Origin of the sequence: Rudanella paleaurantiibacter, from assembly GCF_009184635.1 — a bacterium.
Taxonomy (GTDB): Bacteria; Bacteroidota; Bacteroidia; order Cytophagales; family Spirosomataceae; genus Rudanella; species Rudanella paleaurantiibacter.
In genome coordinates this window covers 1,067,877-1,085,660 of sequence record NZ_WELI01000001.1, presented here as the reverse complement: position 1 = coordinate 1,085,660, position 17,784 = coordinate 1,067,877, and the positions used below count along the sequence as shown (strand labels likewise).

Below are 17,784 nucleotides of genomic sequence, written 5' to 3'. Positions count from 1 at the left end.
TTTTAGTTCTATCTATGGCCAAACCCCATCCCAGAAAAATTTTTTTAACCACTTTTTATTGTTTACAAAATTTACCTTTATTTGTAAACACAAAATCGTAACAACGGTTGGCCATTGCACTGACACCTTTAAACCTAACTTATTTATGGTCTACACTCTCCTGTTCCGCAAAGCCAGGGTTTGCCTTTTGCTGGCCTGTTTATTGACCTCCATTGTGGTGCATGCCCAAACCCAGCTGAAGGGTAAGGTTATCGGCACCGACGACCAGAAGCCCATTGCCGGGGCTACTATTCTTTTGAAAGGCACCACCAACAGCGGCACCGTAACCGACGCCGAGGGTGGATTTACACTCAACGTTCCCGCCAATGCCGTTGTGGTGGTTTCGTACATCGGGTATCTCACCCAGGAAATTACGGTAGGCAACCAGACGTTTCTGGACGTGGCTCTCGCGCCAACCACCACGTCACTGAGCGAGGTAGTGGTGACGGGCTACAACACTGAGCGCAAGAAAGACATCATCGGCTCGGTGTCGATTGTCGACATGAAGGCGCTCAAGTCCGTACCGGCGGGGTCGGCGGTGCAGGCGCTGCAAGGGCAGGCAGCCGGTGTCAACGTGATCAGTTCGGGGGCACCGGGTAGCCCGGCCAACATTTTTATCCGGGGCATTAGCTCATTTGGTAACACCCAGCCACTCGTACTCATCGACGGGATTCAGGGCGAACTGAACGACGTGAGCGCCGACGATATTGAGTCGGTGCAGGTGCTGAAAGATGCCGGTGCTGCCGCCATTTACGGGGTTCGGGGCTCCAACGGGGTATTGGTTGTGACCACCAAAAAGGGGAAGTCGGGGCAGCCTACGCTCTCGTACGATGCCTACTACGGCACCCAGATTCCGCAGCAGGGTAACGTCTGGAACCTGCTCAACTCGCAGGATTTTGCCCGGCTTACCAAAATTGCGTATCCCAATACGGGCCTGTTTCAGAACGGCCTGCCCGACTTTATGTACCGGGGGCGTAGTGCAACCGGGGTAGGCAACGCAGGCACCCCGGCCGTTGACCCCTCGCGCTATAATTTCGACGCCAACAATCCGGCCAACAACTACCTGATTCAGGCCGTCAACAAAACCGGTACCGACTGGTTCCACGAGGTATTTAAGCCCGCGCCCATCACCAACCATAACCTCACCGCCAGCGGGGGCACCGACAAATCGAACTACCTGGTTTCGCTGGGTTATTTCAACCAGCAGGGCACACTCCTGAACACCTACCTCAAACGCTACTCGGCGCGGGTGAACACCCAGTTTAAGGTGCGCAAAAACATCCGGGTAGGCGAAAACCTGTACGTGTTCTACAAGCAGAACCCCGGTTTTGATAACCTCAGCACAGGCAACCCTATTGCCTGGACCTACCGCGCCATGCCGATTATCCCGGTATACGACATTCGGGGCAACTACGGCGGCACGTTTGCCGGGCCAGAACTGGGTAGCTCATCGAACCCGGTGGCCGTGCAGAACAACACGCTCAACAACAAGTCGAACACCTGGAACGTGGTGGGCAATGTGTTTGCCGAAGTCGATTTCCTGAAGTACTTCACGGCCCGCACCAGCATCGGCGGATTCATTGACAATCAGTACTATACCAACTTTACTTTTACGCCGTACAACAACTCAGAGGGCAACACCAACCCCAACTCGTTTGCCGAGTCGGCCCTGTACAACAGCAACACGATGTGGACCAACACCCTCTCGTTTGCCAAAACGCTCGGTCAGCATTCGGTGAAAGTAATTGCCGGTTCGGAGGCCATTCGTAACTACGGCCGGTTCCTGACGGGCTCATCGAGCGGGTTGTTTTCGACTAATTTCGACTACCTGAGCCTCACCAACGGTACCACAAACATCACCAACGGCAGCAGCGCGTACAACAACACCCTGTTTTCGCTGTTTACCCGGCTCGATTACGCCTATGCCGACAAGTACCTCGTGGGGGTAACCGTTCGGCGCGATGGTTCGTCGCGGTTCGGAGCCAACAAGCGGTACGGTGTATTCCCGTCGGTATCGCTCGGCTGGCGCGTCAAAGGCGAGAAGTTCATGGAAGATGTTACCTGGATCGACGACCTCAAACTGCGGGGTAGCTACGGGGTACTGGGGTCGCAGAACAACGTGAGCCCACAGAATGCCTTTACGCTCTTCGGGGGTACGTTCTTCAATGCTTATTACGACATCAGCGGGGCCGGGCGGCTCTCACAGGGATTTGCCCAAACGAGCATTGGCAACCCCAACACGGGCTGGGAAGAAAACATTGTGCAGAACATCGGTCTGGACGCTACGTTCCTCAACAACCGACTCGACCTCTCGCTCGAATACTACAAAAAATCGATCAACGGGCTGCTCTTCAGCGAGCCACTGCCCGCTACGGCCGGTGGCGCTACCCCCCCAACAGTTAACATCGGCGACATTCAGAACAAGGGTTTCGACGCGAACCTGACGTATAGGGGCACCGTAGGCACCGATCTGCGCTACAGCATCGGGGCCAACATTACCACCTACCAGAACACGGTGGTAAATATTCCAGGACCGGGCTATTTCGACGCGGCCAACACCCAAAACCTGGGCAACGTGATTCGGAATCAGGAGGGGCAACCGGTGAGCTCGTTCTTCGGGTACAAAGTGATGGGCCTGTTCAAGAATGAGTCGGAGGTAACCTCGGCCCCCGCGCAGAGTGGGGCCGCACCGGGCCGGTTCCGCTACGCCGACATCAACGGCGACAACAAAATCGACGCCAACGACCGCACTTTCCTCGGCAGCCCCAACCCGGCCTTTACCTACGGCCTGAATCTGGGCCTGACGTACCGCAACTTCGATTTTTCGAGTGTGCTCTACGGCTCACAGGGCAACGAGATTTACAACACCGTGAAGTCGTTTACGCACTTCTTCAGCACCTACGTAGGCGGCAAAAGCAACGATTTGCTCAACGCCTGGTCGCCGGAAAACCCCAACAGCAACATCCCCAAAATCGAGTCGACGGGTTCGTTTAGCTCATCGGGCGTTTCCAACTCCTTCTATGTCGAGAACGGGTCGTTCCTGAAACTGCGTTCGCTGGTGATTGGCTACACCATCAGCCCGGCCCAGCTCCGCAAAATCGGCCTGAACAAACTGCGGGTGTACGCGCAGGGGGCCAACCTGTTCACGCTGACGAAATACACCGGCCTCGACCCCGAAATCAGCGGATTAAGCTCAGCCTTCGGCGTCGATTACGCCAATTATCCGGGCAATCAGAAAAATTTCATCTTCGGTTTGAACCTGTCTTTCTAACCCGCCAAACTCTTTATCGCCATGAAAAAAGCGAAAGCCTTACTCTCCGCAGCAAGCCTGGCCCTTTTGCTCGTTACCACCAACGGCTGTAACAAAGACTACCTCGAAATTGGGCCGCTGGGTACTACCGGCGAGGCCACTCTGGCCAACAAGGCCGGGGTTAATGGTCTGCTCACGGGGGCATACTCGCTGCTCGACGGCTGGGGTGTACCCAACACCACCTACTATTTTGTGGGTGTGAGCAACTGGATTTTCGGGGGTGTCACCTCCGACGACGCCCACACGGGTACGCAGGCATCGGCCCTGCCCCCGATGGAATCGGTCGAGAGCTACAACTACGACCCCTCGCTGGCTCCTTTCAACAACAAATGGGTGGTGCTGTATGCCGGGGTGCAGCGCGCCAACGACGTACTGCGGGTGCTGGCCAAGGTGAACGACCCCTCGCTCTCGGCCGACGAAGCCAAGCAACTCAAAGCCGAGGCTACGTTTCTGCGGGCCGTGTATCACTTTGAGGCTGCCAAGATGTGGGAAAACATTCCGTATCTGGACGAGAACGTGAGCTACTCGAACGGTAACTTCAATGTACCCAACTCGACCTCAGCCTGGCCCAAGATCGAAGCCGACTTTAAGTTTGCCGCCGATAACCTGACGGCCACCAAAACCGAAGTTGGTCGGGCCAACAGCTGGGCTGCCAAGGCGTTTCTGGCCAAGGTGTATATGTTTCAGGACAAATACGCCGAGGCTAAACCGGTGCTCGAAGACATTATTGCCAACGGCGTAACGGCCGCCGGGCAGAAGTACGCGCTAGTGAACTACGCCGATAACTTTAACCCCTCGAAGAAAAACGGCCCTGAGTCGGTATTTGCGGTGCAGATGTCTGTGTCGGAGAACTTCCAGAACGGTAACTACGGCGACGCCCTCAATTTCCCGATGGGTGGCCCGGCTACCTGCTGCGGAGCGTATCAGCCCTCGTTCAGCCTCGTTAATTCGTACAAAACCGACCCAAATACCGGTCTGCCGCTCATCGATACTTTCAACGATTCGGACGTAAAAAACGACCAGAACATTGAAAGCAGTACGCCGTTTACCCCCCACGAAGGTACGCTCGACGCCCGGCTCGACTGGACGGTAGGCCGCCGGGGTATCCCCTACCTCGACTGGGGCAACCACCCCGGCAAGGCCTGGATTCGGGTGCAGTCGGTAGCGGGTCCGTACAGCCCCATCAAGACGGTTTATTACCAGGCACAGGCCGCTACAACCTCGGCTTTCTCGCGCTGGACATCGAACAATTACACCATGATTCGCTTTGCCGACGTGCTGCTCTGGGCCGCCGAAGTAGAGGTTGAAATCGGGAGTCTGGCCAAGGCGCAGGAGTACGTAAACCGGGTGCGGGCACGGGCCGCCAATCCGGCGGGTTGGGTAAAAAAGTACATCAACCCGGCCAACCCGTTGCAGGGTTTCACCAATGAACCGGCTGCCAACTACAAAGTGGGTCTGTACACCAACGAGTTTACGGCCAAAGGCAAGGATTTTGCCCGCGAGGCTGTCCGGTTTGAGCGCAAACTGGAGTTGGCCATGGAGGGACACCGGTTCTTCGACCTACGCCGGTGGGACAACGGTACGGGCTACATGGCCAACGTGCTCAACGCCTATGTAAAACACGAAACGTCGATTCCGGGCTACGACTTCACGTACATGAAAGGGGCCACCTTCAAGAAAGGCAAAACCGAACTTTACCCGATTCCGCAGGCCCAAATCGACCTGAGTGTGGTGAACGGTACGCCCACACTGAAGCAGAATCCGGGGTATTAATTGATCACAACCACCCCCCGGCCCCCTCCTTGAACTAAGGAGGGGGTGGTGAGTAAGTTAAACTTGACTACCAAAGGGGTACTTCTAGTCTCACAGCTTGACTGGTAAGTCTCCCCCTCCTGTTTTTCAGGAGGGGGCCGGGGGGTGGTAAACATTTAAATTGGTAAAGCGAGTCAGTCTACCCCATTTGCAGCAAGTATCAAGGGGTTCCATCAGCACCGGATTACAACTTGTTTGGCAGATGGGGTAACTTAAACGCCCAAACCACCGCTTCTATTCCACCGCTTTCCTTCTGTATGCTTTTTCACGCAGCCCCATACCCTACCCTTAACCAATGTCGCGCCGATAAGGTGGTGCTGTTGCCGCTCGGCGCTATCGAGCAGCACGGCCCCCACCTGTCGGTGTCGACGGATACCGACATTGTGACCCAACTGGCTCAACAGGCCGAAGCCCAACTGCCCGATACGGTCCTGCTCTGCCCTACCCTGCCGGTTGGGTCGAGCCACCACCATCTGGCGTTTGGGGGCACGCTGAGCCTGAGCCCGGAGCTGTACACGCAAGTGGTGATCGACCTGGTGAGCTCGCTGGTTCAGGCCGGTTTCGAACGCATTGTGCTGCTCAACGGGCATGGTGGCAACATTACCCCGGTTCGGCAGGCATTGGCTCTGCTCAGCCACCGCTTCGACCGGACCCATAGCCCCCTTATTGCCCTGGCTACGTACTGGGAGTTGGGCGGTAAAGCGTTTGCGGGCGAGGCACCTATGGAAAGCCCGGCCCTGAGCCATGCCTGTGAGTACGAGACAAGCCTGATGCTCCACCTGTTCCCCGAAAAGGTCTGGATGGACCGGGTCGAACGTGCCCGACGACCGGCCCCTAACGGCTACGTCGGCTGGGAAGACGACGAGCCGTACCGGGGCGTTACGGTGTTCAAACAAACCGAGTTTATCTCCAGCAACGGTAGCAGTGGAGAACCCCAAAAAGGTACCGCCGACAAAGGAAAACACCTGTTCGAAACGGCCCTGAACGCCCTGACCGAGTTTTTGAGTGCCTTTAGCGGATGGAGAAAGAGTGAATTGGTGATAAGTAGTCAGACAGAGTTAAATGTAAAATGAATAGTGTAAAATGGACAATGACATGGCTGATTATCAACAGGTAATACAATTGTTCATTATACATTTTACATGATTCATTCACTTAGTAAAAATTAGTCGAAACCACGCTAGAAACTCGAAACCTAAACCCTTAACCACAAGCCATTAAACATGCAAAAAATCGAAATTCATCACCCCGATAAACAGGTCGATACAGGCGCGTACTCAGCGGGTGTACTCGTTGGCGATCTGCTTTTTGTGAGCGGTCAGGGGTCGCTCAACCTGGCCACGGGCGAGGTGCTCCACGGCACCATTGAAGAAGAAACCCTGCTGACGCTTCAACATGTGCAGAAAATTGTAGAAGCCGCCGGAGGGACAGTCGACGATATTGTGAAATGCACCGTTCACCTCGAAAATATTGCCGACTTCGACCGGTACAACGAGGCTTACAAGCGTTTCTTTCCGGGCATCAAGCCCGCCCGCACCACGGTACAATCTGTGCTGGCCGACGGGATCAAAATTGAAATCGACGCCATTGCGCGTATCCAATCCAAATAACCCAACGCGTGAAAAACCCGCAACAGAACATACCAATTGGCACGGTGGGCCTGGGCCTGATGGGAAGCAGCATTGCCACCTGTTTGCTCGCGGCTGGCCACTCTGTCACCTCATTGGTCAAAGACATCCAACAGGCCGACGAAGCCCGGACCCGAATTCGGGGCTACCTGGAACAGCTACAGGCCGAGGGACTGCTCACCACCGCACCGGAGGCTCTGATTCAACGTATACAGATCACCGACGAGGTGGCCGACCTGCGCGGGCACGAGGTGGTGATTGAGTCGATAATTGAGAGTGTAGCAGAGAAAAAAGAGGTCTACCGACGGCTCGAAACGGTGTTGTCGCCCACAGCTATTATCGGCAGCAACACCTCGGCCATTCCGGTCTCGGTTCTGCAAAGCGGCCTCCAACACCCCGAACGCGTGCTCGGTTTGCACTGGGCCGAACCCGCCCACATCACCCGGTTCATGGAGGTGATTTGCGGTGATGCCACCGACCCGGCTTACGCCCACCGGCTGGTATCCCTGGCCGAAAGCTGGGGAAAAGAGCCGTCGCTGCTGCGGAAAGATATTCGGGGCTTTATCACCAACCGCATCATGTACGCCATGCTGCGCGAAGCGTTTTATCTGGTCGAGAATGGCTACGCAACGGTGGAAGACGTTGACCGGTCGCTGCGCAACGACCTGGGGTACTGGATCACGTTTGCCGGGCCATTCCGGTTCATGGACCTGACGGGTATTCCGGCCTACCTCACCGTCATGAACGACCTGTTTCCCGACCTCAGCAATACCCCCAACACCCCGCGCATGATGGAAGAACTGGTAGCGGCCGGGGCCAAAGGCGTGCAAAACGCCCACGGGTTTTACCCCTACACGCCCGAGACCGCCCACGCGTGGGAAGAAAAATTCATTGCGTTCAGCTACGACATTCGTAAGCTGGCCCAGAAATACAGCCTACCCCCTACCGACCCCGCCCCATGACCCGTATTACTGCCATCAAAGCCACCGAAGTCGTGGTGCCGGCCAAACCCGGCAGCCTCAACTCAGACGAGGTGCATGACAAAGACGCAGCCTTCGCCCAGAAGTTTCTGACGGGCGAACGCTGGACCGAATTTGCCAATCAGCCCAAATGGATTATCGAACTGACGCTCGAAAACGGGCTCGTGGGCATTGGTGAAACGTACCGCAGCGCCACCGCCGAGGCCATTGAGCAGGCCATGCAGAGTTTACTCGGAAAAGATGTGCTGCGGCTCAACTGGCGACAGTTGCCGGTGAACGATGCCCGCGTGTACGAAGCCTTTGAATGCGCCGTACTCGACGTAGTGGGCCAACGACTCGGTGTGCCGGTTTCGCAACTACTCGGCGGAGCCTACCGCGACCGCGTCGACTGTTTCGGCTGGACGGGCCGGCGCACCCCTGAAGATGCCGCCCAAAAAGCCTACGAAGCCATGCAGAAGGGCCACAAAGCGTTTAAGTTCAAATGCTCCGACGAAGACCCCGTACGGCTCTGGACCGAAGAAATCCGTAAAACGTGCGGAGAAGGCATTAAAATTCTGCTCGACCCGAACCAACGGTGGACCGACGTAGAAACCACCCTCCGGCTGATGGAGGGCGTCGACAAAACAATCATGCTTGGGCTCGAAGACCCCATTTTGCACCCCGACGTGGCCGGTTTCAACTACCTCCGCGAGACGCTCGGCATACCCATGTACCGGCACATTTCGCTGCCGTACACCCAGGATATCCGCGACATGATTGACTTTGTCCGGGCCGACGCCGTCGACGGGTACAACTTCAACGGCCCGGCCTACAGCTGCGTGTTGCTGGCCGAAATAGCCCATCTGGAAGGGAAAGCCTGTTGGCGAGGCTCAGAGGTAGACCTGGGTATTTCGGAAGCCATGGGCCTGCACATTGCCGCTGCCAGTATCAGTTGCACCCTCCCCGCCGACCTGTTCGGTGAGCTGGTACGCACCGACGACCTGATTCAGGAACCCATCCGGTTCGAGAGCGGAGCCGCCCTGGTACCGTCGGGGCCGGGCCTCGGTGTCGAGCTGGACCGGGCTGCTCTTAGTCATTTCTCAACGAACCGGATTTTAGACAAGCGCGTATGAACAAGTCAATTATGTCGTGGGCCATTCTGTTTTTCTGCAACCTGATCTGGGCGTTTCATTTCACCAGTATCAAGCTCACGCAGGATCAGGTGGGGCCGTACTTCACGGTCTGGGCACCTATGTTGCTGGCCACCATTTTTCTGGCACCCTTTGTGGTGCGCGATTTCCGTAAGGGCAACAAGCGGCTCAAAGACGTGCTGGTGTTTGTGCAACTGGCCGCACTGGGGGCGTTTCCGTCGCAGGTACTCATGACCTGGGGCACCCAGTACTCGCTCGCCAGCAACGCGGCCATTCTGGTCATGGCCCTACCCGTGATTACGGCAGTGTTCGCGTTTTTCATCCTGCGCGAAAAAATGAATACTGCCCGCTGGATCAGCTTCGGCATTGCCATTATCGGGGTGGTGCTCTGCTCTACCGACGACATTAAGAGTGCCGACCTAAGCTCGCGCTATGCCGTGGGCAACATCATGATTTTTCTGGCCATATTGGGCAACGCCTACTACAACGTAGGCTGTAAAAAAGTAGCCAACGACTACACCGAGATGGAAATGGTGTTCTATACCTACCTCGTGATGTCCATTCTGCTGACGCCCCTGGTGCTGTACTACGAGCCCGACACGTTTGCGCGCATCCCCGATTTTACCACGAATACCTGGATCGGGATGATTTCGCTGACGGTGTTCCATAACTTCCTGTCGATGCTCCTGCTGTTCAAGGCCATGAAAAATCTGGACGCCATGCAGATAGCCGTTTCCAACTACCTGATCACGTTTATGGGCTTGCCCATTGCCGCCATCTGGCTCGGCGAAACCCTGAACCAGCAAGCCATTATTGGCGGTATCCTCGTCTTAACCTCAACCCTTATCCTATCCATTGTTGATAGTAAAGTACAACAAAAAAAAGTGGTGAATATCAACCCAGAAACAGCCAAGTTATGACAACGACAGACAACGATCTTTTCGGCGTAGTACCCATTATCCCCACCCCATTTACAGAGCAGGAAGAAATTGACGAAAACGCCCTCCGCAACCTGGTCGATTTTGCCATTGCCGGGGGTATCGGGGCCGCCTGCCTGCCCGCTTACGCCAGCGAATTTTATAAACTCACTGACGACGAGAAACTCCGGGTGGTGCGGGTAGCCGTAGACCACGCGGCCGGCCGGATGAAAGTAGTGGCCCAGTCGAATCACCCTTCGCTCAAAGTAGCTATCCGGCTGGCACAGGCCAACGTAGATGCCGGGGCCGATGTGATTTCACTCGCCGTACCGCGCATTTTCAGCCTGCCCGAAACCTCCCTCAAGGCCTACCTGTCGGAGTTTCTGGAGGCTATTCCGAACACACCCGTTCTGATTCAGGATTTTAACCCCGGCGGCTCGTCGATCAGTGTGTCGTTTATTCAGGAGCTGATGAACGAGCACCCCAACTTCAAATACCTCAAACTGGAAGAGCCCCTGTGCGCGCCCAAGTTTGAGGCTATCATCGAAGCCACCAAAGGCAAAATTGGTCTTTTTGAGGGCTGGGGTGGCCTCTACATGCTCGAACTGGTGCCGGTAGGTATTCAGGGCGTGATGCCCGGCCTGGCCGTAGCCGATATTCTGCAACGGGTGTTTACCCTCCGCCGAAACGGTGAAGATGCCAAAGCCTTCGATCTGTTTGAGAAGATTATGCCGCAGATTTTCTTTTCGCTGCAAAACATGGAGCTTTTCCACTATGCCGAAAAAGAGCTGCTCATGGCGCGTGGGGTACTCTCAAACAGCATTGCCCGCAAAGCCGCTTACATCCCCGACGCGTCGAGTGTACGCTACATTCGGGAGCTGAACGAGCGCGTTGTGGAGCTGCTCAACGACGAAACGTACGCCATTCGGCCGGTAGAGAAAGTGCTGGCGTAAGCGACAAAATCACATAAGTGGTTCATGGTTTCGGGCAGTTGGTGCTCCGGTTTCTGGTTCACGGTTTCACGCGACTTGCGGTTCGTTCAATAGGTCGCCTTGGAAAACGACTCACTTCTGGACATTAGACGTTGGACACTGGACATTAGACCTTCATACAGAAAGGTAGTAAGTCTAACGTCCAGTGTCTGAAGTCCGAATATCCAGAACTGAAACAACACGATAAACCTTAAACCCTAAACTATTTTAAACCCTATTTTTAGGATGCAGGAATTTAGCGGACAGGTAGCCGTCGTGACGGGGGCTGCTTCAGGCATCGGGCTGGCCATTGCCCACAAATTACTGGCCGAAGGCGCCAACGTGGCCCTCCTCGACTTCAATACCGAAGGGCTCACCGGGGAGTTTGGTCAGGGTGCCGACAACGTTCTGCCCATCGGCATTGACATTACCGACGAAAACCGGGTGAGCGAGGTCATGCAACAGGTAGTGGCCCACTTTGGCCGGATTGATATTCTGGTCAATTGCGTAGGCATTACCGGGGCAACCAACATCAAAAGCCACGAGGTTAGCAGTGAGAATCTGCAAAAGGTGTTCATGGTCAATTTTATGAGCAGCTTTTTCACGGCCAAGGCGGTTCTGCCGATCATGTTGGCGCAACACTACGGCCGGATTTTGCACATTGCTTCTATTGCCGGCAAAGAGGGCAATGCGGGTATGCTGGCGTACTCAGCCTCCAAAGCGGCCGTTATCGGCATGACCAAAGTGCAGGGCAAGGAGTACGCCGAAACGGGCATTACCGTCAATGCACTAGCCCCGGCCGTGATTCGGACCCCGCTCGTAGACGCTATGCCCGAAGCGCAGGTAACGTACATGACCGACAAGATCCCGATGAAACGCTGCGGCACCCTCGACGAGGCTGCCAACCTCGCGGCCTACATCGTTTCGCCCAAAAACAGCTTTACCACAGGCTTCACCTTCGACCTGTCGGGCGGCCGGGCTACGTATTAAGGGGGATGTTTTACCACCACCGGCAGCGGTTGACCACCCCCTAACCCCCTCCTTGAATTAAGGAGGGGGAAACTTACCAGACAAGCAATGAAATCATAAGCAGTCGCTTACGTTATTCAAGATTGACGTTTCTCCTCCCCCTCCTTAATTCAAGGAAGGGGAAACTTACCAGACAATCAACGAAATCATAAGTAGTCGCTTACGTTATTCAAGATTGACGTTTCTCCTCCCCCTCCTTGAATTAAGAAGTGGGAAACTTACCAGACAATCAATGAAATCATAAGTAGTCGCTTACGTTAATCAAGATCGACGTTTTCTCCTCCCCCTCCTGGTTTTCAGGAGGGGCCGGGGGGTGGTCAACAGGGGCCGGTGATCAACCTTGATTACCGTAAGGCTACCTAGGATCGCATCGATTGTCTGGTAAACCTCCCCCTCCTTAGTTCAAGGAGGGCGGTCCGGCGTTCCGGGGCCGGGGGGGGTCGGCCGCTGCCGTTGGTAAACCTCCCCCAAAAAAAACCTTAAACCACATTGTATGTTCCGGGTTCTTACCCTCCTTGTTATTGGCCTGTTTTGGCACCTGAGCAGTTTTGCCCAGCAGCCAGTCTTGCTTCCCAAACCGGCATCAGTGCAATACGGGTCGGGGCAACTGCCGCTGCGCAACCTGACGGTGTTTGAGCGGGCCAATACACACAGGGCGTTTACATTTTCAATCAACGAGCTAAAAAAGTGGATCGAGGAACGAAGCGGCTCCCCCGTCCGGAAAGCCGCTTCGGCCTCGGCCGCTACAGTCCGGTACACTGTTCGGTCGGTGGGGGGTGAACTGCCCGGCCCCAACGAAGCTACCAACGGCAACAAACGCGAAGCATACCGGCTAGTCGTAACGCCCAAAGGCATCGACATTACGGCCGAAACCTCAGCGGGCCTGTACTATGCTGTGCAAACCCTCCGGCAACTGATACAAGGTAGTGGCCCCACAGCCTGGCTGCCCACGGTGACAATCGACGACAAACCCCGCCTGGCGTACCGGGGCGTCATGATGGATTTTGCCCACGGTGGCCTGCTGACCGTGGCCGAAATCAAACGTCAGCTTGATTTTCTGGCCCGCTGGAAAACCAATCAGTACTACTTCTACAACGAAGTGAGCATTCAGCTCGACGGCTTCCCAACGCTCAATTACAAAGCCAGCTATACGAAAGCCGAAGTCAAAAGCATTGTCGAATACGCCCGTGAGCGACACATCGACGTGATTCCGTTCGTAAATTTTTACGGCCACCTGCACGAACTGATCCGTAACGAAAAATACGCCGACCTCGCCATTGGCACCTACGGCCACGAACTCGACCCCCGCAAGCCGGGTGTGCAAACCCTGCTGCGCAACTGGATTGGCCAGTACATGGACTTGTTTACGAGTCCGTTTATCCATGTCGGATTCGACGAAACCTGGGAAACCAAACGGTTAGCTGGCGATGCTACAACCGGGCTCAACCCCGAAGCCCTGTACATTGATCAGCTCAAGTTTGTGACGGAGGCCCTCAAACCGTACAACAAAACGGTGATGGCCTGGACCGATATGAGTTCGTACTACCCCGACATTATCGGTAAGTTTCCGGCCGAAGTGGTGCCCGTCATCTGGGAGTACACCCCCGACTCCACGGCCATCTACCGCTACCTGAACCCCGTTCTGAAAGAGAAAAAGCCGTTTTTTATCCAACCAGCCGTGTCGGGCTGGGGGCACATCTACCCCGCTTCTGACTATACGTACACCAATATGGACCTTTGCCTACAGGTGGGGCTCAAGCACCAGACACGCGGCTACATCACCTCCGTCTGGACCGATTCGGTGGAGCCGTTTGTGCGGGCGTCGTGGTTGTTTATGGCGTATGGGGGCATCGGTGCCTGGCAAGGTATTGCCCCCGACAAGGCCAGTTTCACGACCGCCTACTCCGCCCTGGTTCACCCCGGCATAGCAAGCGAGCTGCAACAGGCATACGACCATCTGGCTACGGCCGGGCAGTATCTCGACAAATGCCTCGGCAAAAACACCCAAAGCCTGCCGCGTGGCACCCTCATCGAAGCCTGGTCGAATCCGTTTTCGGCCTATTACCTCAAAAATACGACCGAGCACAAAACCGACTTCGAAGCCGTGCGAAAACACACCGAAGCGGCTGCCGAACAACTTATTACGGCCATTCAAAAAGCCCCCAAAGCCGACCGTGGCCTGGTCAACTCCCTGCTCGTAACGGCCCGGCTGGTCAACTACACGGCCATGCGGTTTTTGTGGGCTAAAGCCATTACCGACCGCTGGAACGAGGCTATGGTGGTGCGCAAAACCGAAGATTTTGTGTTTTACGACCTCACCTACCCTTGCCATAGCCTGCTGGTAGATGCGCAGGACGAAACTGGCGAACTCAAAACCGCCTATGCCGAAGCCTGGCTCGACGAGTGTATGCCGTTCCGGCTCAACACCATGCTCGGCCGCTTCGACCTCGACTTTAGCCTCTGGCGCAAGCTGCACCTCAAGGTACTCGATTACAAAATCCAGAACCTTAAAACCGAGCCGGTACCCACGTTCGAGAGGCTGTTTACCCCCGATTTCTAACCCACTCAACAACCCGATGAACACATCAACCCTTCACTTTGTCAACCCCATTGAGGGCGATATGCTCCACACCCGCGATGGGCAACGGCAGGGCAACACCCTGCTGATTCCAGTGCAGGTGCAGGCACCAACGGGACATTCGGTCACGATTAACGACCAGCCTGCCACCGAACATAACGGGCTCTATACGGCCGAGGTAAGCCTGTCGGCCTTTAAAAACACGCTGGTGGCCCGCGACCACACGACGAATGAGCAAGCCCGAATCACGGTGTTTCGGCTGCTGAACTTTGCGGGCCACTACCGCCTGTCTATCGACGATAACATTTGGTTTCTGCGCGACATTTACAGGAATCAGGACACCTACAGCTCCCTGTTCGACAATCCGTTTCTGGGTTTTCTGCGGGAGGTACACGCGCAGTACGGCACCCCCATTCACCTGAACCTTTTTTACCAAACCGACGGCTTCAATCTGTCGCAGTTTCCGGACAAGTACCGCGCCGAGTGGCAGCAGAATGCCCATTGGCTCCGGCTCAGCTTTCATGCCCTGGCCGAATTTCCCGATATGCCCTACCGCACGGCTGGCTATGAGGTGGTACGCCGTGACTGTGATCTGATTATGAACGAGATCCGCCGGTTTGCGGGCGAGCCCCTCATGGGCCCCGTAACCACCATTCACTGGGGCGAAGCCACCATGGAGGGGTCGCGGGCCATGCGCGATGCGGGCTATGTAGCCCAACTCGGGTATTTCAACGTCGACGACGACCTCCCGGCCGTATCGTACTACCTCGACGTACCGCAACGGCGGCACCTGAAAAAGCGGTTTGTGTGGCACGACACCCGCGAGAGCATCACCTTTGTCAGGAGCAGCATAGTGCTCGACAAAAAAGACCTGCCCGACATTGTGCCATTTCTGAACAGCTACGCCGATGCACCCTCAGGCCTGCCGCCCTACGTCGATTTTCTGGTGCATGAACAATACTTCTACCCGTTTTACGAAGCCTATCAGCCCGATTACCGCGACCGGATTCTAACAGCCGTCCAATGGGCTACCGACAACGGTTACAGACCGGCTTTTCTGGGCGATGCCCTTTTCAACGAATAAACCCCTCTTCAACGACACTCCGATGGAAAACAACCGCAGAGATTTCCTTAAAAAAACCGGCCTCGGTCTACTGGCAGGCAGCTCGCTGTCGGCGTTTGCTGCTACCCCCGACGATCTGCTCCGCATTGAAGAACAAGCCCGGTACGCGCCCCCACAAACGTTTAATATGTCGGGGTACGCAGCCCCCAAACTAGATACCGTTCGGGTAGGCATTATTGGCATCGGAAACCGGGGCATGGGCGCGGTAGAGCGGCTCAACAAACTCGCGGGCGTGGATATCCGGGCGCTCTGCGACCTCCGCGAAGAGCAGGTAAACAAAGCCAAAAAGCTTGTTTCGGCATCAGGCCATACCCCCCAAACCTATTCGGGGAGTGCGGATATCTGGAAAAAGCTGGCCGAGCGCACCGACCTCGACCTGGTGTATATTCTGACGCCCTGGGCCTACCATACGCCAATGGCCCTGTTTTCGATGAACCACGGCAAACACGTGTGTGTGGAGGTGCCAGCCGCTAAAACGCTGGAAGAAGCCTGGCAACTCGTCGAAACGTCGGAAAAGACCCGTAAGCACTGCATGATGGTTGAAAACTGCTGCTACGATTTCCATGAGCTGCTGACGCTCAACATGGCCCGGCAGGGATATTTCGGCGAAATTGTGCACTGCGAAGGTGCCTACATCCACAATTTGCAGGACTACATGTTTTCAAAGACCCACTTCTACCAGATGTGGGAGCTGGAAGAAAACTCAAAACGCAAGGGTAACCTCTACCCCACGCACGGATTAGGACCAATTTGTCAGGTACTCGACATCAACCGGGGCGATCAAATGGACTATCTCGTCTCGATGTCGACAAACGATTTCAGCCTCGGCGACCGCGCCAAAGAACTGGCCGCTCAGGACAATTTTTACAAACCCTATGCCGGGCGTTCGTTCAACGGCAACATGAACAACTCGACCATTCGGACCAAAAAAGGAAAGACGATTCTAGTACAGTTCGATGTGTCGTCGCCCCGGCCTTACTCCCGAATTCAGCTCGTGAGCGGCACCAAAGGCGTTTCGCTCAAGTACCCGGAGCCGGGTCGGTTCTCAACGAGTCACGACTGGGTGAGCGAGGGCGAATACAAAGTTTTGGAGGCCAAATACATGCCGCCCATTGTGAAAAAAATGGGCGAAGTAGCCAAAAAAGTGGGTGGTCACGGCGGCATGGACTTCCTGATGGACTGGCGAACCATTGACTGCCTGCGCAACGGGCTTCCGCTCGACCAGGACGTGTACGATGCGGCCCTCTGGAGTTCAATTGGGCCCCTGAGCACCTGGTCGATTGCCAACCGCTCCAACTCAATTGATGTTCCCGACTTTACGCGTGGAGCCTGGAAGAAAAACAAGCCCGTCGATATTTCGATGACCACCGGCGGCACTACGCAGGCTAAAGTGTAGGGGGTAGGTTTACCACCGATTTTACCACCTCCTACCCCCTCCTGAAAAACAGGAGGGGGAGGAGAAAACGTCAATCTTGAATAACGTAAGCGACTACTTGTGGTTTCTTTGATTGTCTGGTAAGTTTCCCCCTCCTTAGTTCAAGGAGGGGGCAGGGGGGTGGTCGCCCCCCCGCCAGTAGTCAAACCGCTCCCCCACTCAAGGCGCTAACCAAATCGCTTCGGGGTCGCCGTCGTATGAAAAACGGGCGCGGGTTTGGCCCGCCCGGCCCAGATTGAGGTAATCAATTGATAATACCGTACAGGCCACAGCTGCGAAATTAGCCCGCCCGGCCTCCGACTCATCGCGGGTGGGTAGCCGCTCACCCAGCTCACGCGGAAACCCCGGATACGGCTCCGGCTGCGGGCTTCCCGGCTCCTGTTCCGACAGATACATTTTGCGACTCCCCTCCCACGTTGCCGCCCACTGCGCGTCGGCGGGGGCATCGTCGGTGTGGAGCTGCGCCTTTACCCGGCAGCGGAGTTGCACCTGCGTAGTTCGGTCCCAGAACAAGAGCGTAGCCACCGGGTGAACCCGAAGCTGAGCCACTTTCCCCGCCCGACGATCGGTATGAAACCAGAGCACCCGGCGCTCGGCGTCCACCTGCCGCAACACAACCATCCGGGCATCGGGCGGCCCGTCGTCCGACTGCGTGACGAGCGTCAGGGTTTGAAATCCGTTTTCTTTTTCACCCGGTGCCGACGCCAGCTGCGCCCAGAACTTCTGTTCGATATGGGTCAATGTCGTATGAACGGACGTATCCGAAACAGTCGATTTGGGGAATGAATCCATCGGGAAAAATGCGGGGTTCGTCGGTTGGTCAGAACTCTTT

Annotated in this window: 13 protein-coding genes; 12 read left to right on the top strand and 1 reads right to left on the bottom strand. The window is 55.8% G+C overall.

Going from position 1 to position 17,784, the window contains the following annotated elements:
- Window positions 1–145 precede the first annotated feature (145 nt).
- From F5984_RS04190 to F5984_RS04135, 12 genes are all read left to right on the top strand, one after another.
- Window positions 146–3,310: a SusC/RagA family TonB-linked outer membrane protein gene (locus F5984_RS04190; protein WP_152122982.1), complete on the top strand. Its 3,165-nt coding sequence runs from the start codon at window positions 146–148 to the stop codon at window positions 3,308–3,310.
- 21 nt (window positions 3,311–3,331) lie between these two features.
- On the top strand, window positions 3,332–5,122 hold the full coding sequence (locus F5984_RS04185; RefSeq protein WP_152122981.1) for a RagB/SusD family nutrient uptake outer membrane protein: 1,791 nt from the start codon (window positions 3,332–3,334) through the stop codon (window positions 5,120–5,122).
- A 296-nt stretch (window positions 5,123–5,418) separates the two neighbouring features.
- On the top strand, window positions 5,419–6,234 hold the full coding sequence (locus F5984_RS04180) for a creatininase family protein (protein ID WP_152122980.1): 816 nt from the start codon (window positions 5,419–5,421) through the stop codon (window positions 6,232–6,234).
- 150 nt (window positions 6,235–6,384) lie between these two features.
- Complete coding sequence (locus F5984_RS04175) at window positions 6,385–6,771, top strand: RidA family protein (protein ID WP_152122979.1); 387 nt, start codon at window positions 6,385–6,387, stop codon at window positions 6,769–6,771.
- Window positions 6,772–6,779: 8 nt separating this feature from the next.
- A complete protein-coding gene (locus F5984_RS04170) occupies window positions 6,780–7,751 on the top strand; it encodes a 3-hydroxyacyl-CoA dehydrogenase family protein (protein WP_152122978.1) in 972 nt (323 codons plus the stop codon).
- Window positions 7,748–8,881 carry a mandelate racemase/muconate lactonizing enzyme family protein gene (locus F5984_RS04165; RefSeq protein WP_152122977.1) on the top strand — a complete coding sequence of 378 codons (1,134 nt, stop codon included), beginning with the start codon at window positions 7,748–7,750 and terminating at the stop codon, window positions 8,879–8,881. Before F5984_RS04170 ends, F5984_RS04165 begins: the two co-directional genes overlap by 4 nt.
- Entirely contained in the window at window positions 8,878–9,819 is a 942-nt protein-coding gene (locus F5984_RS04160; protein ID WP_152122976.1) for a DMT family transporter, read from the top strand. Before F5984_RS04165 ends, F5984_RS04160 begins: the two co-directional genes overlap by 4 nt.
- Window positions 9,816–10,769, top strand: a complete 954-nt coding sequence (locus tag F5984_RS04155; RefSeq protein ID WP_152122975.1) for a dihydrodipicolinate synthase family protein — start codon at window positions 9,816–9,818, stop codon at window positions 10,767–10,769. Before F5984_RS04160 ends, F5984_RS04155 begins: the two co-directional genes overlap by 4 nt.
- A gap of 264 nt (window positions 10,770–11,033) precedes the next feature.
- Window positions 11,034–11,777: an SDR family NAD(P)-dependent oxidoreductase gene (locus tag F5984_RS04150; protein ID WP_152122974.1), complete on the top strand. Its 744-nt coding sequence runs from the start codon at window positions 11,034–11,036 to the stop codon at window positions 11,775–11,777.
- 532 nt (window positions 11,778–12,309) lie between these two features.
- A complete protein-coding gene (locus F5984_RS04145) occupies window positions 12,310–14,376 on the top strand; it encodes a glycoside hydrolase family 20 zincin-like fold domain-containing protein (protein ID WP_152122973.1) in 2,067 nt (688 codons plus the stop codon).
- Between the two features lie 16 nt (window positions 14,377–14,392).
- Window positions 14,393–15,478 (top strand): hypothetical protein, encoded by a 1,086-nt coding sequence (locus F5984_RS04140; RefSeq protein ID WP_152122972.1) that lies wholly within the window; start codon window positions 14,393–14,395, stop codon window positions 15,476–15,478.
- A 22-nt stretch (window positions 15,479–15,500) separates the two neighbouring features.
- Window positions 15,501–16,913: a Gfo/Idh/MocA family protein gene (locus tag F5984_RS04135; protein WP_152122971.1), complete on the top strand. Its 1,413-nt coding sequence runs from the start codon at window positions 15,501–15,503 to the stop codon at window positions 16,911–16,913.
- 198 nt (window positions 16,914–17,111) lie between these two features.
- On the opposite strand, the gene F5984_RS04130 is transcribed toward F5984_RS04135, so the two are convergent.
- Window positions 17,112–17,744 (bottom strand): pyridoxamine 5'-phosphate oxidase family protein, encoded by a 633-nt coding sequence (locus tag F5984_RS04130; RefSeq protein ID WP_152122970.1) that lies wholly within the window; start codon window positions 17,742–17,744, stop codon window positions 17,112–17,114.
- Window positions 17,745–17,784 lie beyond the last annotated feature (40 nt).